We start from the raw sequence: 21,151 nt of genomic DNA, 5'->3' as shown, positions 1-21,151 counted from the left end.
CGCCGCTGTTGCTTGGGCCGCAGCGAATCGGCTTTTAGCGCCTGCTCCAGCGTGGCGTGAAAAGGGCTGAGTTTGTTGAAGATCGCGCGGCGTTGGTAGACCGGCGGCTTGGCCTCAGGTGCTCTGACCCACTTGCGAATCGTGTTGCGCGCCAACCCGGTGCGCTTGGCTATCTCATGCAGCGACAGCTTGTCGCGGAAATACATCCGGCGAATTTTGCCCATCATTTCCATACTGATCACCCTGTGTTCTCCTGCTCAAAAATTGAGCAGAAGCAGTTGAACACCTGGGTCAGTTTTCAGTCGGCAGAACAGCCTCTACTGGGTCAGTTTTCGGTCAGCGGCAACAGTGGTGAGCCTCCATAGCGGTTCAGCAGGGTTTCTTCGACTGTCATCTTGCGACTCCTTGTATGGCTTGCGATACACTGCGCTCATTACGCGAAAAAGGCGTAAGAGTCCTTAAAAAATACTAAATGTCCATATTTTAGACATTTAGTCCTTTTTATGATCGAAGGCTTACGATGTCAAGCACGATTGAAGACCGCGTCATTCTGATTCTGAAGGAGCAGATGTCTCCGGCTGACCTTGAGAGCCTGAAGGGGCACGAAGGGCCGTTCTCAGCGCTGCTCAGCCTGTGGAGTCAGCCGCCGTACGCTGGTCGCGGCTTCTGGGAAAAGCTCTCCCAGCTCACAGGTATTCCATCCGCCCGGTGGCGTAGTGCGTTCTCGCGCAAGCAGAAACCGACCTCAGCCATGATCGAGTCGATTGCTCACCTGTGGCCGAAATATGCGTTCTGGCTGGTTACTGGCGTGACCGATGCGGCCAATGGTCATGTGGCGCCATTAACGGCGTTGACCTTCCCTGAGTTTCTTCATGCGGAGCAGCCTGGTGCGGATGCGTATTTCAGTAAGGCCATTGCCCTGGCAAAGCGACTGTATGAAGAGGGTGAGGTCGATCTGGAGAGCGATGAAGCGCGCCTTGCGGCAATTGAGAGGACGCTTCCCTTGGCGCATTGGGTTGGAAGCGATCTAGTTGACGTGGCTTATCGACTGGCAACCAGCGATGAGTATCAGGAGCTTGTCAGGGCTTGGGAGGGCCGAGAAGAGTCTCGTGCTGAGCATCTTGGTCGGGTGCTAGGCACTGACCGGCCCTGGGAGCGGCAGTTGGAGGAGGGCAAGTCCCTCGGCCTCAAACTGACTCCGATCCCAGGACAAGACCCTCGCGTTACGCACCAGAGCAGCTGGGATCTTTTCTACAAGCCACACAGCGAAGATGCCTGAGCGCTGGTGACCGAAGCTGGGTCAGTTAAAGCCCTCAGTAAGCGCGGTGAGAAAATTCCAGGCTGCATGGCTGCAGATCAGTTGTCAGCCTGTTGCTTGCTGCGTTTGGTCGTTTTCCTCTCCAACTTATCCAGCTTGCCGACAAGGTCTTCAGCACGCAGGTGCGTGTAGCGCTTGAGCATCTGCATCGACTTGTGGCCGCTGATGGCTGAGACCTCCTGATCAGAGAGGCCGCCCTCGACCAAACGGCTGACCGCCTCATGACGTAGATCGTGGAAGCGCAGGTCGGGCATCCCGAGCTTCTTCTTCAGCAGCCCCCAGGTCTTGGTGAATGCATAGGGGCGACGTTTATCGTCCTTTCCCGGTTCACCGAAGAACACCAGATTGCAGTCTTTGGGGCGAACGGGGTTCTCCAGTGCGGCCCTGAATGTTTCGGTTGCCAGCTTGGTAAGGGGAACGGTGCGAGCACTGTCGTTCTTGGTGTCTGCGAGCCGCACCACGCGCTTTTTCAGGTCTACCTGATGGCAACGTAGGCCGGTTATCTCCGACGACCTCATGCCCGTTTCCAAGGCGATTCGGACGATCCAGCCCAGCATGGGGTTGCTGTGGTTGTTCACCGCAGCGAGCAGACGCTTTTCTTCGTCGGCGGACAGTCGCCGGTCGCGGCCATCCCCCGGGCTCGGCTTGCGGATATTAAGCACCGGGTTGAAGGTAAGGCCCAGGCCCCATTCCTGAATAGCTACCGTGAAAAGGTGGCTGAGAAGGGCCAGTTCAAGCCGCACGGTATTGTTGCTGGTGGGGAGGCCGCGCTTGCTCTGGGTGCCGAGCCTTGTGTCGCGGTACTTGGCGATGACTTCAGCGGAGAGGGCAGCCATGGAGTATTTGCCCAGGTGCTGGATCAGTTGCTTGGCCTTGGTGGCTTCGGCTTTGCGCGTAGTTGGCTTCTTGCTGGGCGTCACCTCGGACAGGTAGCGCTCTAGAGCTTTCTCCAGCGTCATGCGCTCGGAGCCGCTGCGCTGGATATACACGCCGCGCACCATCTCGTCTTCGGTGCGGCGCGCCCAGTCTTCGGCGTCGCGCTTGGTGCGGAAGGTTTTGGCGTTGGTTGGCCAGCCCGTTTTTCGGACTACGGCTTTCCATGTGCCGGCAGGGGTTTTGACGATTGTTGCCATTGTCGCCATCTCTTCGTCAGCTTAAGCAGGATTTTGGCCCGTCTGAACACTATTCTGCTCTAAGCATGAGTGCTTATGCTGGGTAAAGTGGTTCTAGTTTTGCTCTCATTCATCTTGTCAAGTACTTCATCGATTAGGGCGATTAACGCGGTGCCGCTAGCTCCTATGATCTCTTTCTCGCGCTTATGCCAGCCTAAGAAAACTCCTTCAAGTCGGCAGCTCATGCTGATTGAGTCATCAAATTTAGTTATGCCAACTATCTCCAAGATTGGGCCCCCGCTGGTTCCGCTAAAACACGGCGGATTTGCTCGTCCCTTATTCGAGTTAAGGGCAGTTTTTTTGTTGAACTTGAATACAACGGGTTTTTTTATATGAGGCTTGGATTCGTGTTTTTCTAGTTTCTCATTAAAGCTTGTGCCGTGGATGTTTATTGCAAATTTGTTAAGTCTCTGATTTATGCCATTCTTTGATCCTGGGTAGCCTATGGAAATGTACGTTCCCAAGCGTGTGTAACCTTTCTTTTCGTCATCCAAGTCTATTGATCTAACTCTGTCTATTCCAAACTGGGTTGTCCAGGATGCATGGAGCATAGTTATAGCTAGATCATCTTCCATTGATAGTAGAAAAGGAAGGTTGTTTAGGAGGACTGCTCTTTCTCCGATTCTTGCGGTGATTGCTAAGCCATCGGGCAGTCCCTTCAGAACGTGAGCGGCAGTTACAAGAAAATAGTTGTTATTCCGGCTGACGCAAAAAGCAGATCCTAATAAAGCAATCGCCCCGGTAGGTCTTCCTGAAGGACTTAGTTTCTCAATATATATTGGAGCGGTTATTGTGCTCCATTTTTTTATTATCAAGTCAATGTTGGGGAGGGGGTTTGATTCATCAAATGGTATGAGAATGGTCATATCAGTCAGGCTCATGATTTGCTGTATATATATACAGGCTCTCATAAGCTGCTTTGAATCCGCAAGCCCCTTTGTGAGGCCAGGAAAAGGCTGCATTAACCGCCTGTTAACTTTGGGCGGGCGTCACGCATGAAGCCTGTGCTGTACCGAATTTGTACTTTTTGACTGTATTGCTGGGCTGGATATTTTTGTTCAGAAACGAAAAAGCCGCGCAATGCGCGGCTTTGAAGGTGGTGGGCCCACACGGACTCGAACCGTGGACCAAAGGATTATGAGTCCTCTGCTCTAACCAACTGAGCTATAGGCCCCCAGAAGGCCGGCGGATTATACCGGCGCGTTCTCGCCAGCGCCAACCGCTTGACCTGGCGGGAGAAATTTCCGGGTGAAGGCCTCGGCCGAGAGCGGGCAACTGACCACGTAGCCCTGGATCTGCAGGCAGCCTTCGGCAGCCAGGCAGAGTTCCTGGGCCTTGGTTTCCACGCCTTCGGCGATCACCGTCAGTTGCATGCTGTTGCCCAGGGCGATGATGGCGCGGGTGATCGCCAGGTCGTGTGGGTCGTCCGGCAGGCCACGGACGAAGGACTGGTCGATCTTCAGTACGTCCAGCGGCAGACGCTTGAGGTAGCTGAGCGAGGAGTAGCCGGTGCCGAAGTCGTCGATGGCCAGTTGTACGCCGAGCTGCTTGAGGCGGTGGAGGATGTCCAGCGCTTCGCCAGCCTGGTTCATGATGAAGTTTTCGGTGATCTCCAGTTGCAGCAGCTCCGGCGCCAGGTTGTAGCGCTGCAGCAGTGCGCTGATGCGCGGCAGCAGGCCGGGCTGATGCAGCTGGGCGCCGGCAAGGTTGACCGAGAGGGCGCCGAAGCCGTGGCCGCTTTCCTGCCAGTCCTGCAGTTGGCGGCAGGCTTGTTCCAGCACCCAGTCGCCCAGCGGCAGGATCAGCCCGCTTTCTTCGGCCACCGGGATGAAGCGATCCGGCGGGATGTCGCCGAACACCGGGTGCGGCCAGCGTACCAGCGCTTCGGCACCGACCAGGCTCTGGCTGCGCAGGCAGAACTTGGGCTGGTAGTACAGGCACAGTTCGTCGCGCTCCAGGGCGCGGCGCAGTTCCTGTTCCATAGCCATGCGTTCGTTGACCTGGAAGGTCAGCGAGCGGGTATAGAGCTCGCTGCGGTTACGGCCCTTGGCCTTGGATTGGTACATGGCCGCGTCGGCGTTCTTCACCAGGGTGGCGACGTCGAGGCCGTCCTTGGGGTAGAGGCTGATGCCGATACTGGCGCTGATGAAGAACTCGTGGCTGTCGAGCTGGAACGGTGCGCGGAAGCATTCGAGCAATTTCTGCGCGACCTGTTCGGCATCCTGCGGCTGGTGCAGGCCGGGCAGCAGGATGATGAATTCGTCGCCGCCGAGACGGGCCACGGTGTCGATATCGCGCAACTGCAGTTTCAGGCGCGCGGCGATGGCTTTGAGCAACTGGTCACCGACCGGGTGGCCGAGGCTGTCGTTGATCTGCTTGAAGCGGTCGAGGTCGAGAAACAGCACGGCGCCCAGCTGGTCGTCGGCGCGTGAGCCATCCAGGGCGCTGCGCAGACGGTTCTCGAACAGCAGGCGGTTGGGCAGGCCGGTCAGCGGGTCGTGGTGGGCCTGATGATCGAGGCGTGCCTGGGCATGCTTGAGGCTGGAGATGTCGGCGAATACCCCGACGAAGTGGGTGATCTGGTTATCGCTGTTGCGCACGGCGCTGATGGTCAGCCACTCGGGGTACAGCTCGCCGTTCTTGCGCCGGTTCCAGATTTCCCCCTGCCAATGGCCGTTGGCTGCCAGGCTGTGCCACATGGCGGCGTAGAAGGCGTTGTCGTGCTGGCCGGAGGAGAGCAGGCTGGGGCGCTGGCCGAGAGCTTCGGCCTCGCTGTAGCCGGTGATCTGGGTGAAGGCGCGGTTGACCGCGGTGATGCGCTGTTCGAGGTCGGTGATCAGCACGCCTTCGGCAGTGCTTTCGAAGACGGTGGCGGCTTGCTGCAGTTCTTCCTGCATCTGCTGGCGTTCGGTGATGTCGCGGGCGATGGTCAGCAGGCATTCGTCGCCGCCTATGGGCAGCGGCTGCGCGGAGAGTTCGCAGAGGCGCAACTGGCCGCTCTTGGTGCGCACCGGGGCGATCAGGTCGCGCACGCTGCCTTGCTCGCGAATCCGTTGTACCAGGCGTTCACGATCTTTCGGGTCGGCCCAGATGCCCAGGCTGAGGGTGCTTTGTTCGGCAATCTCGTCGAGGCTGTAGCCGGTGATGCGGCTGAAACCGTCGTTGGCCTCCACCAGCAGGCCGTCGCGCAGACGGGTGATCAGCAGGCCATCGGGCGAGGCGTGGAAGGCCTTGGCGAACTTCTCCTCGGATATCTGCAGTTGCTGCTGGGTACTCTTCAACTGGCTGATGTCACGCACCACCACGACCAGTGCCGGGGTGTTGTCGAGCACGAACTGGCTGGCCGAGATGAGGCCAGTGAACAGGCTGCCATCGGCGCGGCGGAAGGGCATTTCCAGATTGCGCAGGCTTTCGTCCTGAAGACGCAGCAGCAGGCTCGGGCCGATGCCAGGCACGCCCCATAGATCGAGTTCGGTGGCGGTCTTGCCGATGGCTTGCTCGACGCTGATGCCGGTCTGTTCGGTGAAGGCGGTGTTAGCCTCCAGCAGCACGCCGTCGACGCGTCGGGCAATGATCAGGATGTCCGGGCATTGTTGGAACACCGAGGCGAACTTCTGCTCCGACAGGCGCAGGGCTTGCTCGGTCTGCTTGGCTTCACTGATGTCGACCATCAGGCCGCGAATCACCTGGCGGTCGTCGCGTTGCAGCAGGGTGACGATATCGCGCACCCACACCGTGCGCCCGTCAGCGGCGAGCAGACGGTATTCCAGAGCGTGGTCGTTGCCGGCCGAGCATTGTTCCAGGCAGGTGCGCAGGGTGCGCTGGTGATCGTCTGGGTGCAGGTGGCGTTGCCAGAAGCCGGGCTCCAGCCATTCGTGCAGGGGGTAGCCCAGCAATTTTTCCGCATGGGGCGAGACGTAGGTGTAGGTGAGCCCGCTGGACTCGGTCTCCCAGGTGATGGCCGAGAGGCTTTCGACCATGTCGCGAAAGTGCTGCTCGCGGTTACGCAGTTCCTGCTCCAGCGCTTCACGGTTGCGCATCTCGCGTTTCAGGCGGCGGTTGATGCGCAGGATGATGGCGATGACCGCCAGCAGGCCGAGCAGGGCGGGCAGGCCGTAGAGCAGGGTTTCGTGCCAGACCTTGCGTTTGTCCAGCACGCTGCCGACCCAGGGTTCCTGCAAGGCGGCGATTTCTTCGGCGCTGAGCTCGGCGAAGAGTTTGTCGAGGATGCCGACCAGCATGCTCTGGCCACGTGGGGCGGCCATGGCCAACTGATAGCGATAGGGCGTTTCGCCGCTGATGTAGACGCCGTCGAGCTTGAGCTGGCGCAGGCTCCAGACGCTGGAGGCGAGATCGCCGACCATGGCATCGACCTGGTTGGTCGCCAGCGCCTGTAGGGCGGCAGCGACGTTGCGCAGCGGCAGCAGGTTGAGATCGGGGTGTTGCTGGCGCAGCAGCTCGTGCGGTGCGTAGTCAGCCACCACGGCAATCTTCAAACCGTACAGCTCATTGAGCTTTCTCGGCTGCGGCCCGCCGTTGCGGGCGAGGATGACGATGGGAAAGTCCAGGTAGGGACGGGTGAAGATCAGGTATTCCTGGCGTTCGGGTGTCGACATCACGCCGGGGAGCAGGTCGACCTGGCCCATGCGTGCCTGCTCCAGTATCGCGCTCCAGTTGCTGGGCTCGACGGGCTGCAGCTTCACGTCAAGACGCTCTTCGATCAGCCATACATAGGCGGCGGTCAGGCCGTGATAGTTACCCTGTTCGTCACGAAACTCGAAAGGTGGCCAGGATGCATCGACACCCAGGCGTAGTTCGGGGTGGGCTGCCAGCCAGGTGCGCTCGTCCTCGTTGAGTGTCAGGGCTAGGGCCGGGGTCATCCAGTACGCCAGGCACAACAGCAAAATGGCCGGCAAGCGGGGCATAACGGCCTCGTTTCGCGATCAGTATCGTCGTAGTGTAGATCGGCCATTGCCGGGATGGCAGTTTGATTGCAGCGTCTGCGCTGCCTTTGGCTGGCGAGTGATTGGGCGCGCTGCCCAGAAAGCAAAACCCCCGGCCTGGGCCGGGGGTTCTGGTATCACTCGTCGAGGAAGGAGCGCAGATGCTCGCTTCGCGTCGGGTGGCGCAGCTTGCGCAGCGCCTTGGCTTCGATCTGACGGATACGCTCACGGGTGACATCGAACTGCTTGCCCACTTCCTCGAGGGTGTGGTCGGTGTTCATGTCGATACCGAAGCGCATGCGCAGGACCTTGGCTTCACGGGCAGTGAGGCCGGCCAGCACTTCGCGAGTGGCTTCCTTGAGGCTTTCGACCGTGGCTACGTCGATCGGGGACTGCATGGTGCTGTCCTCGATGAAGTCGCCCAAGTGCGAGTCTTCGTCGTCGCCAATCGGGGTTTCCATGGAGATCGGCTCTTTGGCGATCTTCAATACCTTACGGATCTTGTCCTCGGGCATTTCCATGCGCTCACCCAGCTCTTCCGGAGTGGGCTCGCGACCCATTTCCTGCAGCATCTGGCGGGAGATGCGGTTGAGCTTGTTGATGGTCTCGATCATGTGCACCGGAATACGGATGGTGCGCGCCTGGTCGGCGATCGAGCGGGTGATCGCCTGGCGAATCCACCAGGTAGCATAGGTCGAGAACTTGTAGCCGCGACGGTATTCGAACTTGTCCACCGCCTTCATCAGGCCGATGTTGCCTTCCTGGATCAGGTCGAGGAACTGCAGGCCGCGGTTGGTGTACTTCTTGGCGATGGAGATGACCAGGCGCAGGTTGGCCTCGACCATTTCCTTCTTGGCGCGGCGAGCTTTCGCTTCACCGATGGACATGCGACGGTTGATGTCCTTGATCTCGGCCAGGGTCAGGCTGCACTCGGCTTCCAGATCGGCCAGCTTCTGCTGGCAGCGCTGAATGTCGGCCTGCAGGTTGCCCAGGGCTTCGGCGTACTTGGCCTTGCCCTTGGCCAGGTCGGCGGCCCAATCCATGTCGATTTCGTTGCCCGGGAACAGGCGCAGGAAGTCGGCACGCGGCATGCGCGCATCACGTACGCACAGCTGCATGATGGCGCGTTCTTGCGCACGCAGACGGTCGAGGGCGTCGCGCACCTTGGTAACCAGGGCGTCGTACTGCTTGGGCACCAGCTTGATCGGCATGAACAGCTCGGCCAGGGTGGCCAGCTCTTCGGTGGCCTGCTTGCTGCCACGACCATGCTTCTTCAGCGCCTTGAGGACTTTGTCCTGCTGCTCGGCCACGGCAGTGAAACGGCGAGCCGCTTCTTCCGGGTCCGGGCCGCCATCGCCTTCTTCTTCCTCGTCGTCGCCGCTCTCGTCTTCTTCTTCGTCGTCGCTTTCTTCAGCGGCGGCGCCTTCCTTGACGGGAACGGGGGCGGCGGCTTCGTCAGGCACGCTGCCGTCATCCGGGTCGATGTAGCCACTGAGGACTTCGGCCAGACGGCCGCCCTCGGTGGTGACGCGGGTGTACTCGGCGAGGATGCCGTCGACGGTGCCGGGGAAGTGAGCGATGGCGCTCATGACTTCGCGGATGCCTTCCTCGATGCGTTTGGCGATTTCGATCTCGCCTTCGCGGGTCAGCAGTTCCACGGTGCCCATTTCGCGCATGTACATGCGCACCGGGTCAGTGGTGCGGCCGATATCGGTCTCGACAGCGGCGAGGGCGGCAGCGGCTTCTTCGGCTGCAGCCTCGTCGGTGTCGGCATCGGCCAGCATCAGGGCGTCTGCATCCGGAGCACTCTCGTGTACCGGGATCCCCATGTCATTGATCATGCGGATGATGTCTTCCACCTGCTCAGGATCTGAAATGTCCTCAGGCAAGTGGTCGTTGACCTCTGCGTAAGTCAGATACTTCTGCTCACGACCCAGGGTGATCAACTCTTTGATACGAGATTGCTGCTGCGCTTTTACGGACATAACACCCTATCCACTGAAGGTCTTGGCGGGCTGAAAACAAGCCGAGGATTATACCTCGGTTTTGGCTTTAGGCGCCAGTTGGGGACTTGCTGCTCTGCGAGGAGGTCAAGCTGTAGTGCTCTCTGAGCAATGTCTTCTCCTCGTCTGTGAGCTCGCTGGGGCTTTTATGAATGATGCTGCGGAGCGCCTTTTCACGCCGCCTCTGCGATTGACTATTTGCAAGTGTAGTAATGGTGTCGAAAAACTGCTGTTCAAGGTTGTCACCCTGGATCAGCCATTCCTTCTCCGCCAGCGCCCGCAGCAGGCGACCTTGTTCGGTGCCGTGCCAGCGGGCGATTAGTTGCAGCGAACGCAGGTTGGGCGTTTTCTGCAGGGCACCGACCAAGGCCACGAGAAGCTGAGCATAGGTGTCGTCTTCGTCGGCGAAATGGCTGACATCTTCGACCTTCTGCGCCAGGTGCGGATGGTGGAGCAACGTGCGTAGGGCGATCAGGTGCGGTGATTCGACGCTCACGGCAGTGCGCGGGGCACGTGGCGCGAAATCGCCCTTGCCCTTCTTGTTCCACTTGCCGGCGCCATCTTTTTTCCAGCTGCCCTTGCCGCCTTCGTTGCTGCGCTCGTAATGCTGCTGGGGCGGCGCAGGCTGCTCGTAACCGCCGACGTCCGGCAGGTTGTCGTAGTAGGCGCTGTCGGGGATGTCACCGTAATCCGGGTAATCGCTGCTGGGCGCCTGGCTGGTGGTGTTCGGCGCATGACTGCGCGGTGCACTGGCGACCTGGCTCAGCGCTTCGCCGGAAAGGCCGGTGATCTCGCTCAGGCGCTGACGCATCAGGGCGCGCAGGTTGTTGCCGGGAATCTTGTCGATCAACGGCGCGGCCAGGGTCACCAGGTGTGCCTTGCCTTCCAGTGAGCGCGGGTCGGCTTCTTCGCACAGCTGCTGGAAGAAGTAGTCGGCCAGCGGTTGCGCGTGCTGGTTGATGCGTGCGCGAAAGGCGTCGGTGCCCTCGGCGCGGACCAGGGTGTCTGGGTCTTCGCCATCGGGCAGGAACAGAAAGCGTGCGCGGCGACCGTCCTGCAGGCTCGACAGGGTGGACTCCAGGGCGCGCCACGCGGCGTTGCGCCCGGCAGCGTCGCCGTCGAAGCAGAACAGCACGCTGGGCACGATGCGGAACAGGCGCTTGAGGTGCTCTTCGCTGGTGGCTGTGCCCAGGGTCGCTACGGCATTGCGCAGGCCCTGCTGGGCCAGGGCGATGACGTCCATGTAGCCTTCGACCACCATGATCTCGTCGAGATCGCGGTTGTGCTTGCGCGCCTCGTAGAGGCCGTAGAGTTCCTGGCCCTTGTGGAACACCGGGGTTTCCGGCGAGTTGAGGTACTTGGGCTTGTCGTCGCCCAGCACGCGGCCACCGAAGGCGATCACCCGGCCGCGGCTGTCGCGGATGGGGAACATGATGCGGTCGCGGAAGCGGTCGTAGCGCCTGCCGTTCTCGGCGTTCTCGATCAGCAGGCCGGCGTCGATCATGACCTTCTGCTGCAGGGCGTCGGCGCCCAGTTGCTTGAGCAGGTTGTCCCAGCCGGGTGGGGCGAAGCCGATGCCGAAGTCGCGGGCGATTTCGCCGGTCAGGCCGCGGCCCTTGAGGTAGTCCACCGCGTACTTGCGCTGTGGATGGCTTTTCAGCGCCTGGCGATAGTGCTCGGCGGCGGCATTGAGCAGCGGGTAGAGCGGTGAGTCGACTGGCTGTCTGGGTTTGTGTCCGCGGCCGCTTTCTTCGCGCGGCACGTCCATGCCGGCGCGTTTGGCCAGCTCCTCGATCGCCTGGGGGAATTCCAGTTGATCGTGGTCCATGACGAAGCCGAGGGCGTTGCCACCGGCGCCGCAGCCGAAGCAATAGTAGAACTGCTTGTCCGGGCTGACGGTGAAGGAGGGGGTCTTTTCCTTGTGGAACGGGCAGCAGGCGCTGTAGTTCTTGCCGGTCTTCTTCAGTTGGATGCGCGAACTCACCACATCGACGATGTCGGTGCGGTTGAGCAGGTCATCGATGAAGGATTGCGGGATCAGGCCGGCCATAGGCGCTCAGCATACTGCCCGGCGCAAGCGCGGGACAACGGATGGGTAGAAAAGCAAAAACTCCGCTCACTCGCTAAGGTGCGAGGCGGAGTCTTTCAAATGCAATGCCCGGCCAGGGCCGGGCATTCGAGCGTTGCGTGTACGGTATTAGTACAGGCGAACGCTGCGACGCTGCTCGCGCTGCACTTTCTTGGCGTGACGCTTAACAGCGGCAGCGGCTTTGCGCTTACGCTCAGCGGTCGGCTTTTCGTAGAATTCGCGGCTACGGACTTCAGCCAGTACGCCGGCTTTTTCGCAGGAGCGCTTGAAACGACGCAGGGCTACGTCGAAGGGTTCGTTCTCTTTAACTTTGACGGCTGGCATCCAGGTCGTACCTTCGTTAATTACCGGTGTTCAACGCGCTCCCGGCAAATGGCTCGGGTTGCGTCGGTTTTTAAGGGTTGCGGATGTTACCCCCTCGAGCCGAGGAATGCAAAGGCCTCTGATCGAAAAGCGCTGGCCGCTCCGCCGGGCGGCGCTTATCATGCGCGCCTTTGTTCCACGCGGCAAATCAAGGCTCAAGCTCCATGCTCGTACTGGGATTGGAAACCTCCTGCGATGAAACCGGCGTCGCGCTCTATGACAGTGAGCGCGGCCTGCTGGCCGACGCCCTGTTCAGCCAGATCGACCTGCATCGCGTCTACGGCGGCGTCGTGCCGGAACTGGCCTCGCGCGATCACGTCAAGCGCATGCTGCCGCTGATCCGCCAGGTGCTGGATGAGGCGGGCAAGCAGGCCAGCGACATCGACGCTCTGGCCTACACGGCGGGGCCCGGCCTGGTCGGCGCGCTGCTGGTCGGTGCCTCCTGCGCGCAGGCGCTGGCCTTTGCCTGGGGCGTGCCGGCCATCGGCGTGCACCATATGGAAGGTCATTTGCTGGCGCCGATGCTGGAAGAGCAGCCGCCAGCCTTTCCATTCGTCGCCTTGTTGGTGTCCGGCGGCCACACCCAGTTGGTACGAGTCGATGGCATCGGCCAGTACCAGTTGCTGGGCGAGTCGCTGGACGATGCCGCCGGTGAGGCCTTCGACAAGACCGCCAAGCTGATGGGGCTGAATTATCCGGGCGGCCCGGAAATCGCCAAACTGGCCGAGCAGGGCACACCGGGGCGCTTCGTCTTCCCGCGGCCGATGACTGATCGCCCGGGGCTTGACTTCAGCTTCAGCGGGCTCAAGACCTTTGCGCTGAATACCTGGCAGCAATGCCGCGACAGCGGTGACGACCTCGACCAAGCCCGTCGCGACATCGCGCTGGCCTTCCAGCAGGCGGTGGTCGAGACTCTGACCATCAAGTGCAAGCGCGCGCTGAAGCAGAGCGGGCTGAACAGCCTGGTCATCGCTGGTGGCGTGAGTGCCAACAAGGCATTGCGTGAGCACCTGGAGCGCATGCTGGGCGAAATGAAGGGCAAGGTGTTCTACGCGCGGCCACGTTTCTGCACCGACAACGGCGCGATGATCGCCTACGCCGGTTGCCAGCGCTTGCTGGCCGGGCAGCATGAGGATCTGGCGATCAAGGTGCAGGCGCGTTGGCCGATGGAGTCGTTGCCGGCGCTGTGAGCGCCATTTGGTATTTACGCGTAGGAGCGAGCTCTGCTCGCGAAGCTTTTCGGTTCGCGAGCAGAGCTCGCTCCTACAGGTTTTGTTTTTCAGTCAAAAACGGCGCTCGCGGCCGGCGAACAGATCACGCAGATTGCTGCGGTGGCGCCAGACGATCAATCCAGTGAGCACGCAGGCCGGTAACAAGGCTGCCGGTTGTTGCCAGGCCAGCAGCGGCAGTGTCAGCGGTGTGGCGATCAGTGAGGCCAGCGAGCTGGTGCGGGTCAGCAGAAATACCAGGGCCCAGGCCGCCAGGGCGAGCAATGCGGCCGGTGGGTAGAGGCCGAGCAGCATGCCGGCGGCAGTGGCCACGCCCTTGCCGCCTCGAAAGCGGAAGTACAGCGGGTAAAGATGGCCGACGACGGCCGCCAGGCCGATCCAGGCCTGCTGGTGCAGGCTGAGGCCGAACAGCTTGGCGATCAGGATCGGTAGCAGGCCCTTGAGCAGGTCGCCGATCAGCGTCATCACGGCGAGTTTCTTGCCGGCCACGCGCAGCATGTTGGTGGCGCCGGGGTTGCCCGAGCCACTGGCGCGCGGGTCTGGCCCGCCTGCAAGTCGGCTGAGCAGTATGGCGAAGGACAGCGAACCGAGCAGGTAGGCAAGGATTGCCAGAAGCCAGAACATGGTGGCCATTCCAGGGCATGGGATGGCCCGATTCTAACGAGGTGCAGCGCCCTTGTCGTGGCGCGGAGAGTGCGGGTGGACAGAGTATTTATCGAGGGGCTGGAAGTCGACACGGTGATCGGCGCCTACGATTGGGAGCGCGAGATTCGCCAGTGCCTGCGCCTGGACCTGCAGATGGCCTGGGACAACCGCCCCGCCGCCGCCGGTGATGACCTCAACCTGGCGCTCGACTACGCCAGCGTGTCCACGCGCATTCAGGCCTTCGCGGCCGAGTCGCAGTTCATCCTGGTTGAGACCTTCGCCGAACGGCTGGTGCAGACCCTGATGGAAGAGTTCAACATTCCCTGGATGCGCCTGAAGCTGACCAAGCCCGGCGCGGTGCCAGCCGCTCGCGGTGGCGTGGGCGTGGAGATCGAGCGCGGATGCCTCTGACTCGGGTCTTTCTCGGCCTCGGCAGCAATGTCGAGCGCGAGGCTCACCTCACCGCAGGTCTCGATGCGTTGGCGGGGCTGCTCAGCGACATGCGCTGCTCGCCGGTGTTCGAGAGCCATGCGGTGGGCATCAAGAGCGGCAACTTCTTCAATCTGGTGGTGGTGGGTGAGACTGAACTGCCGCTTCTGGAGTTGGACCGCCGGCTGAAATTCATCGAAGCCGACAATGGCCGCTACGCGCCGGAGCGCAAGGGTTTGCCGCTGGACATCGACGTGCTGCTGTATGGCGAGCAGGTCGGCAATTTCAACGGTCTGATCCTGCCGCGCGCGGAAATTCTCAAGAACGCCTTCGTGCTCTGGCCGCTGGCGCTGTTGGCGCCGCAGCTGCAGCACCCGGTAGCTGGCCGTTCGTTCGCCGAGCTGTGGGCCTCGGCGCAGATCGATCAGCAGTTATGGCCGGCGGCTTTCCACTGGCGTGGTACCGAGCTGACGCCGGTAGAGTTGCTGCAGACGCGCCCTGTGTAGCCCGGATGCAATCCGGGTGGCGGCCTCAGAATTACCCCGGATTGCATCCGGGCTACGGCTGATTTCTGTTTGATCGCGCGTATCGGTGTAGGAGCCCCGCCCCGGGGCGAAAGCGATTGTGGCCGTTCAGAAAGATTTGCGGCTTGGCCACAATTCGCCGCGGGGCGCGGCTCCTACAAGGCTATTGGTCCTTGTAGGCCTTGAGCGCCTGCAGACGCTCGCGGTTGAGCGCCTCGCCCAGCTCTGCACCCTTGAATCCCTTCTCCAGCAACGGTTTGACCGGTACCTGCCGTGCTGCCTCGGCGGCGCCCAGCAGGTAGGCGCCCTGTGGGTATTCGCGTTGCTCCAGGCCCAGGCGACCACGTGCATCCATCTCGCAGGCGGCAACGAATTCGGCGAAGCGCTGCGGGCGGCGGAACACGTCGAAGCGTTGCAGCAGTTCCAGTAGCGTCGAGGGGCGCAGCTCCAGCGCGCGGTGGCCATGGGTATGAAACTCACCGACCAGCATTGCCAGTTCGGCGCAGTCACGGGGCGCTTTGCAGCGTTCGTTGATCGCCTGGATCAGGCGCAGGCCCTTTTGCTCGTGAGCGATATGCCGCGGCCACTGATCCTCGGGCGTCAGGCCTTTACCGACGTCATGCAGCAAGCTGGCCCAGCGCACGTTCAGCGGCTGGTCGTGCTCCGCACACTGGCGCAGCACGCTGAGCACATGCTCGCCGGTATCGATTTCCGGATGGTGTGCCTGCGGTTGCGGCACACCGAACAGATCGTCCACTTCCGGCAGCAGGGCGGCCAGCGCGCCACAGTCGCGCAGCACCTGGACGAACACGTCCGGGCGCGGCTCCATCAGGGCGCGGGAGATTTCCTTCCAGCTGCGTTCGGCGGTGAGGTGGGCCAGTTCGCCTGACTCTGCCAACTCACGCATCAGCATCAGGGTTTCTGTCGCGACGCTGAAGCCGAGCGGTGCATAGCGCGCGGCGAAGCGGGCCACACGCAGGACACGCAGCGGATCTTCGGCGAATGCCGGGGAAACGTGGCGTAGGATGCGGGCTTCAAGATCTTGCTGGCCGTTATAGGGATCGATCAGGTTACCCTGGTCGTCCTCGGCCATGGCATTGACGGTGAGGTCGCGGCGGATCAGGTCCTGTTCCAGGGTGACGTCGGGGCTGGCATGGAAGGTGAAACCGCCATAGCCGTGCCCGCTCTTGCGTTCGGTGCGAGCCAGAGCATATTCCTCGCCCGTTTGCGGGTGCAGGAACACCGGAAAGTCGGCACCCACCGGGCGATAGCCGAGTTCGAGCATCTGCTCGGCGCTGGCGCCGACCACGACCCAGTCCACTTCACTGATGGGGCGGCCAAGCAGGCGATCGCGCACGGCGCCGCCGACTTTGTAGATCTGCATGTATGTTCCTCCACTGAGCGCAGAGGATACCGAAGAACGTGTCGAGCGCGCAGGCGATCAAATCGGCGGAATGATCAGGTCCAGCCTCGGGTATTCGCTGTCGTTCTCCGAGCTGCCGCGTGGTGGTACATGCTGGGTGGTGATCAACTGGTCGCCCTGGCAGACCTCCAGATGAATGTCGAAGCCCCACAGCCGGTGCAGATGCTTGAGTACTTCGCCAGTGGAGTCGCCCAGCGGTTTGCGGTCGTGTTGCTGATGGCGCAGGGTCAGCGAGCGGTCGCCACGGCGGTCGATGTTCCAGATCTGTACGTTGGGCTCGCGGTTGCCCAGGTTGTACTGTGCGGCGAGCAGTTCGCGGATGGTGCGGTAGCCCGGTTCGTCATGAATGGCCGGCACCAGCAGTTCGTCCTTCTGGTCGTCGTCGAGAATACCGAACAGCTTGAAGTCGCGAATCACCTTGGGTGAAAGGAACTGCAGGATGAAGCTCTCGTCCTTGAAGCTGTTCATGGCGAACTTGAGCGTGGTCAGCCAGTCGCTGCCGGCGATGTCCGGGAACCAGCGTTTGTCCTCTTCGGTGGGGTTTTCGCAGATACGGCGGATGTCGCGGTACATGGCAAAACCCAGGGCGTAGGGATTGATACCGCTGTAGTAGGGGCTGTCGAACGGCGGCTGGTAGACCACGCTGGTGTGCGACTGCAGGAACTCCATCATGAAGCCGTCGGTGACCAGGCCTTCGTCGTACAGATCGTTCATCAGGGTGTAGTGCCAGAAGGTCGCCCAGCCTTCGTTCATCACCTGAGTCTGGCGCTGCGGGTAGAAGTACTGGGCGATCTTGCGCACGATGCGGATCACCTCGCGCTGCCAGGGCTCCAGTAAGGGCGCGTGTTTTTCCAGAAAATAGAGGATGTTTTCCTGCGGTTCGGCGGGAAAGCGCTTGCTGTCCTTCTCGCTGCCCTTGCCTGCATTTCTGGGAATGGTGCGCCACAGGTCGTTGATCTGCTTCTGCAGGTGTTCCTCGCGTTCCTTCTGGCGCCGACGCTCCTCTTCGGCGGAGATGGGGTAGGGGCGTTTGTAACGGTCGACGCCGTAATTCATCAGCGCGTGGCAGGAGTCGAGCAACTCCTCCACGGCATCGATGCCGTAGCGCTCCTCGCACTGCATGATGTACTGCTTGGCGAATACCAGGTAATCAATGATCGAGCTGGCGTCCGTCCAGGTACGGAACAGGTAGTTGCCCTTGAAGAAGCTGTTGTGGCCGTAGCAGGCGTGGGCGATCACCAGTGCCTGCATGCAGATGGTGTTTTCCTCCATCAGGTAGGCGATGCAAGGGTCGGAGTTGATCACGATCTCGTAGGCCAGGCCCATCTGCCCGCGCTTGTAGCCTTTTTCGGTGGAAAGGAAGTGCTTGCCGTATGACCAGTGGTGGTAGCCAAGCGGCATGCCCACCGAAGCGTAGGCATCCATCATCTGTTCGGCAGTGATCACCTCGATCTGGTTGGGGTAGGTGTCCAGCGCATAGCGCTCGGCGATGCGGGCGATTTCCTTGTCGTACTGGCGGATCAGGTCGAAGGTCCACTCCGATCCGGTGGAGATCGGCTCGCGCTTTCTGCTGCTGGCATTCATGGCTTGGCCCTCAACTCACCAGGCGACGCTGGAACAGTTCGCGGAACACCGGGTAGATGTCCGCGGCGGACACCAGTTGCTGCTGGGCGAAGCTGTCGGCGAAGGCTTCGGCCACCTGCTCGTACTCGAACCACAACGCCTGGTGTTCGCGTGGGGTGATCTCGACGTAGGTGAAGTACTGCACGAACGGCATGATCTGGTTGATCAATATATCCCTGCATACCGGTGAATCGTCATTCCAGTTGTCGCCGTCCGACGCCTGGGCGGCATAGATGTTCCACTCGTTGATCGGGTAGCGCTCGGCCATGACTTCCTGCATCAGCTTCAGGGCGCTGGAAACGATGGTGCCGCCGGTTTCCCGGGAATAGAAGAACTCCTCCTCGTCCACTTCCTTGGCACTGGTGTGGTGGCGGATGAAGACCACGTCGATCTTGTCGTAATTGCGCTTGAGGAACAGGTACAGGAGGATGAAGAAGCGTTTGGCCACGTCCTTGGTGGCCTGGGTCATGGAGCCGGAGACGTCCATCAGGCAGAACATCACCGCCTTGGAGCTGGGGTTGGGCTGCTTGGTCAGCAGGTTGTACTTGAGGTCGAAGGTATCGAGGAAGGGCACGCGATGGATGCGCGCGCTGAGGCGTTCGATTTCCTCCTGAATGGCCTGGATATCGCCGAAGTTGTCCGGCTCTTCCCTGCGTAATCGCTCCAGTTCTGCTTTGGCTTCGCGCAATTTGGCGCGGCTGGAACCAGACAGGGCGATGCGCCGTGCGTGGGCCGAACGCAGGGTGCGCACGATGTTGATGCGCGAGGGGTTGCCCTCGTTGCTGATACCGGCGCGCACGGTCTTGAAGGTTTCCGCACCGGTCAGGTGGCGCTTGACCAGATTGGGCAACTCCAGGTCCTCGAACATGAAATCGAGGAATTCCTCCTGGGTGATCTGGAACACGAACTCGTCCATGCCTTCGCCGGAGTTGCTCGCCTTGCCACTGCCGCGTCCACCGCCACCACCCTGCGGCCTGGGGATGCGCTCGCCGGCGGTGAATTCCTTGTTGCCGGGGTGGACGATGGTCTGCTTGCCGCCGCGGCCATGATGCAGCACCGGCTCATCGATATCGCGACCCGGAATGCTGATCTGCTCGCCGTGCTCCATGTCGGTGATGGAGCGCCGGCTGACGGCTTCCTCCACCGCCTTCTTGATGTGTTCACGGTAACGCCGCAGGAAGCGCTGGCGGTTAACCGTGCTCTTGTTTTTGCCGTTGAGGCGCCGGTCGATCACGTAGCTCATGACGTCTCCCTAGCCTGCCCATAGCCACAGGCAGGCAGCGAATGACCCGGCACGCGCCGCGCGCCGGATTGGGCTTACTGAGACTTGCGAACCCGCAGGTACCACTCCGACAGCAGGCGAACCTGCTTCTCGGTGTAGCCGCGCTCGACCATGCGTTTGACGAAGTCGTTGTGCTTCTGCTGATCCTCCTTGCTGCCCTTGGCGTTGAAGCTGATGACCGGGAGCAGATCCTCGGTGTTGGAGAACATCTTCTTCTCGATCACCACGCGCAGCTTCTCGTAGCTGAGCCAGGTGGGGTTCTTGCCGTTGTTGTTGGCACGGGCGCGCAGCACGAAGTTGACGATCTCGTTGCGGAAATCCTTCGGGTTGCTGATGCCGGCCGGTTTCTCGATCTTCTCCAACTCCTCGTTGAGCGCTACGCGGTTGAGAATCTCGCCGGTCTCCGGGTCGCGGTACTCCTGATCCTGAATCCAGAAATCGGCGTACAGCACGTAGCGGTCGAAGATGTTCTGCCCGTATTCACTGTAGGACTCCAGATAGGCGGTCTGGATTTCCTTGCCGATGAACTCGATGTAGCGCGGCGCCAGGTATTCCTTGATGTAGCGCAGGTAGCGCTCGCGCACCTCGGCGGGGAATTGCTCCTGCTCGATCTGCTGCTCCAGCACGTACAGCAGGTGTACCGGGTTGGCGGCGATCTCGTGCGGATCGAAGTTGAATACCTTGGACAGAATCTTGAAGGCGAAGCGGGTCGACAGGCCGTTCATGCCCTCATCGACACCCGCGCTGTCGCGATACTCCTGAATCGACTTGGCTTTCGGGTCGGTGTCCTTGAGGTTCTCGCCGTCGTAGACGCGCATCTTCGAGTAGATATTGGAGTTCTCCGGTTCCTTCAGGCGCGACAGGGTGGAGAACTGGGCAAGCATCTTCAGGGTGTCCGGCGCGCAATGGGCCTTGGCCAGCGAGCTGTTGATCAACAGCTTGTCGTAGATCTTGATCTCGTCGGTCACGCGCAGGCAGTAGGGCACCTTGACGATATATATACGGTCGATGAAGGCCTCGTTGTTCTTGTTGTTACGGAAGCTGTGCCACTCGGACTCGTTGGAGTGGGCCAGCAGGATGCCGCTGTAGGGAATCGCGCCGAGGCCTTCGGTGCTGTTGTAGTTGCCTTCCTGGGTGGCGGTCAGCAGCGGGTGTAGGACCTTGATCGGCGCCTTGAACATCTCGACGAATTCCATCAGGCCCTGGTTGGCCCGGCACAGCGCGCCCGAGTAGCTGTAGGCGTCGGCGTCGTTCTGCGGGTATTCCTCCAGTTTGCGGATATCCACCTTGCCGACCAGGGCGGAGATGTCCTGGTTGTTCTCATCGCCTGGTTCGGTCTTGGCCACGGCGATCTGGTTGAGGATCGACGGGTACAGTTTGACCACGCGGAACTGGCTGATGTCGCCGCCGAACTCCTGCAGGCGCTTGGTGGCCCAGGGCGACATGATCGAGCTGAGGTAGCGCCGTGGGATGCCGTAGTCCTCTTCGAGGATGGCGCCGTCTTCGGTGGCGTTGAACAGCCCCAGGGGCGACTCGAATACCGGTGAGCCCTTGATGGCGTAGAAGGGCACTTTCTCCATCAGTTGCTTGAGCTTTTCCGCCAGCGAGGATTTACCGCCGCCCACCGGGCCGAGCAGATAGAGAATCTGCTTCTTCTCTTCCAGGCCCTGCGCGGCATGCCTGAAGTAGGAGACGATCTGATCGATGCACTCTTCCATGCCATGGAAGTCGGCGAAGGCCGGATAGCGGCGGATGACCTTATTGGAGAAGATGCGTGACAGCCGTGAATCGCTGGAAGTGTCCAGCAGTTCCGGCTCGCCAATGGCCATCAGCAGGCGCTCGGCCGCAGTGGCGTAGGCGCTGCGATCCTGTTTGCACAGTTCGAGGTACTCCTGCAGCGAGTAATCCTCCTGGCGGGTCGCCTCGAAACGTTGTTGGAAGTGACTGAAAATGCTCATGACTTCACCTCGCTCGATGCTGAAAGCTGGCTCGGGATCGGTCGTGCGTGCAGGTGCTGGGTAACTCCGGCTCCGAAGAAGTCGGGAACAATCCCCCAAAACCTAAAAGTCGTTACCGATGGCCCGATGCCGGTTTGCCGGCTCTACCTT

Annotated in this window: 15 protein-coding genes, 1 tRNA gene and 1 pseudogene; 4 read left to right on the top strand and 13 right to left on the bottom strand. The window is 61.1% G+C overall.

Features of this window, described 5'->3' with window-relative positions; translation table 11 throughout:
- Positions 1-224: pseudogene (locus BLS08_RS23935) on the bottom strand (IS21 family transposase); the annotation flags it as partial.
- A gap of 296 nt (positions 225-520) precedes the next feature.
- On the opposite strand from BLS08_RS23935, the gene BLS08_RS23930 reads away from it, so the two are divergent.
- Positions 521-1,279 (top strand): hypothetical protein, encoded by a 759-nt coding sequence (locus BLS08_RS23930; protein WP_090337621.1) that lies wholly within the window; start codon positions 521-523, stop codon positions 1,277-1,279.
- A 77-nt stretch (positions 1,280-1,356) separates the two neighbouring features.
- Here the strand turns inward: BLS08_RS23930 and BLS08_RS23925 are convergent, their stop codons facing one another.
- The 7 genes from BLS08_RS23925 to rpsU all read right to left on the bottom strand — a co-directional run bounded on the left by BLS08_RS23925 (position 1,357) and on the right by rpsU (position 11,849).
- On the bottom strand, positions 1,357-2,451 hold the full coding sequence (locus BLS08_RS23925) for a tyrosine-type recombinase/integrase (protein ID WP_055985372.1): 1,095 nt from the start codon (positions 2,449-2,451) through the stop codon (positions 1,357-1,359).
- 59 nt (positions 2,452-2,510) lie between these two features.
- Entirely contained in the window at positions 2,511-3,371 is an 861-nt protein-coding gene (locus BLS08_RS26250; protein WP_139204301.1) for a hypothetical protein, read from the bottom strand.
- A 216-nt stretch (positions 3,372-3,587) separates the two neighbouring features.
- A tRNA-Ile gene (locus BLS08_RS23920) sits at positions 3,588-3,664 on the bottom strand.
- Positions 3,665-3,680: 16 nt separating this feature from the next.
- A complete protein-coding gene (locus BLS08_RS23915) occupies positions 3,681-7,415 on the bottom strand; it encodes a bifunctional diguanylate cyclase/phosphodiesterase (RefSeq protein ID WP_055985375.1) in 3,735 nt (1,244 codons plus the stop codon).
- 155 nt (positions 7,416-7,570) lie between these two features.
- A complete protein-coding gene (rpoD, locus tag BLS08_RS23910; protein WP_055985378.1) occupies positions 7,571-9,418 on the bottom strand; it encodes an RNA polymerase sigma factor RpoD in 1,848 nt (615 codons plus the stop codon).
- Positions 9,419-9,485: 67 nt separating this feature from the next.
- Positions 9,486-11,486, bottom strand: a complete 2,001-nt coding sequence (gene dnaG, locus BLS08_RS23905) for a DNA primase (protein WP_017675684.1) — start codon at positions 11,484-11,486, stop codon at positions 9,486-9,488.
- Positions 11,487-11,633: 147 nt separating this feature from the next.
- Positions 11,634-11,849, bottom strand: a complete 216-nt coding sequence (gene rpsU / locus BLS08_RS23900; RefSeq protein WP_003290642.1) for a 30S ribosomal protein S21 — start codon at positions 11,847-11,849, stop codon at positions 11,634-11,636.
- A gap of 203 nt (positions 11,850-12,052) precedes the next feature.
- Between rpsU and tsaD the strand changes: the two genes are divergently transcribed.
- Positions 12,053-13,078: a tRNA (adenosine(37)-N6)-threonylcarbamoyltransferase complex transferase subunit TsaD gene (tsaD, locus tag BLS08_RS23895; RefSeq protein WP_021488758.1), complete on the top strand. Its 1,026-nt coding sequence runs from the start codon at positions 12,053-12,055 to the stop codon at positions 13,076-13,078.
- Between the two features lie 93 nt (positions 13,079-13,171).
- Here the strand turns inward: tsaD and plsY are convergent, their stop codons facing one another.
- A complete protein-coding gene (plsY, locus tag BLS08_RS23890; protein ID WP_055985383.1) occupies positions 13,172-13,741 on the bottom strand; it encodes a glycerol-3-phosphate 1-O-acyltransferase PlsY in 570 nt (189 codons plus the stop codon).
- A 75-nt stretch (positions 13,742-13,816) separates the two neighbouring features.
- Here plsY and folB point away from each other — a divergent pair, with 75 nt between their 5' ends.
- On the top strand, positions 13,817-14,173 hold the full coding sequence (gene folB, locus BLS08_RS23885) for a dihydroneopterin aldolase (protein ID WP_003463543.1): 357 nt from the start codon (positions 13,817-13,819) through the stop codon (positions 14,171-14,173).
- Positions 14,164-14,697: a 2-amino-4-hydroxy-6-hydroxymethyldihydropteridine diphosphokinase gene (folK, locus tag BLS08_RS23880; protein ID WP_017675680.1), complete on the top strand. Its 534-nt coding sequence runs from the start codon at positions 14,164-14,166 to the stop codon at positions 14,695-14,697. The genes folB and folK overlap by 10 nt, the downstream gene beginning before the upstream one ends.
- Before the next feature lie 181 nt (positions 14,698-14,878).
- On the opposite strand, the gene BLS08_RS23875 is transcribed toward folK, so the two are convergent.
- From BLS08_RS23875 to BLS08_RS23860, 4 genes are all read right to left on the bottom strand, one after another.
- Positions 14,879-16,099 (bottom strand): multifunctional CCA addition/repair protein, encoded by a 1,221-nt coding sequence (locus BLS08_RS23875; protein ID WP_017675679.1) that lies wholly within the window; start codon positions 16,097-16,099, stop codon positions 14,879-14,881.
- Positions 16,100-16,156: 57 nt separating this feature from the next.
- Positions 16,157-17,722 carry a SpoVR family protein gene (locus tag BLS08_RS23870; protein WP_017675678.1) on the bottom strand — a complete coding sequence of 522 codons (1,566 nt, stop codon included), beginning with the start codon at positions 17,720-17,722 and terminating at the stop codon, positions 16,157-16,159.
- A gap of 10 nt (positions 17,723-17,732) precedes the next feature.
- Positions 17,733-19,004 carry a YeaH/YhbH family protein gene (locus BLS08_RS23865; protein ID WP_017675677.1) on the bottom strand — a complete coding sequence of 424 codons (1,272 nt, stop codon included), beginning with the start codon at positions 19,002-19,004 and terminating at the stop codon, positions 17,733-17,735.
- 74 nt (positions 19,005-19,078) lie between these two features.
- On the bottom strand, positions 19,079-21,001 hold the full coding sequence (locus tag BLS08_RS23860) for a PrkA family serine protein kinase (protein WP_017675676.1): 1,923 nt from the start codon (positions 20,999-21,001) through the stop codon (positions 19,079-19,081).
- Between the last annotated feature and the right edge of the window lie 150 nt (positions 21,002-21,151).

The sequence above is a fragment of the Ectopseudomonas chengduensis genome, from assembly GCF_900102635.1.
GTDB classification, from domain to species: Bacteria; Pseudomonadota; Gammaproteobacteria; order Pseudomonadales; family Pseudomonadaceae; genus Aquipseudomonas; species Aquipseudomonas chengduensis.
Note: the sequence above shows the minus strand (reverse complement) of the source record. Positions and strands in the feature narration are given on the sequence as shown.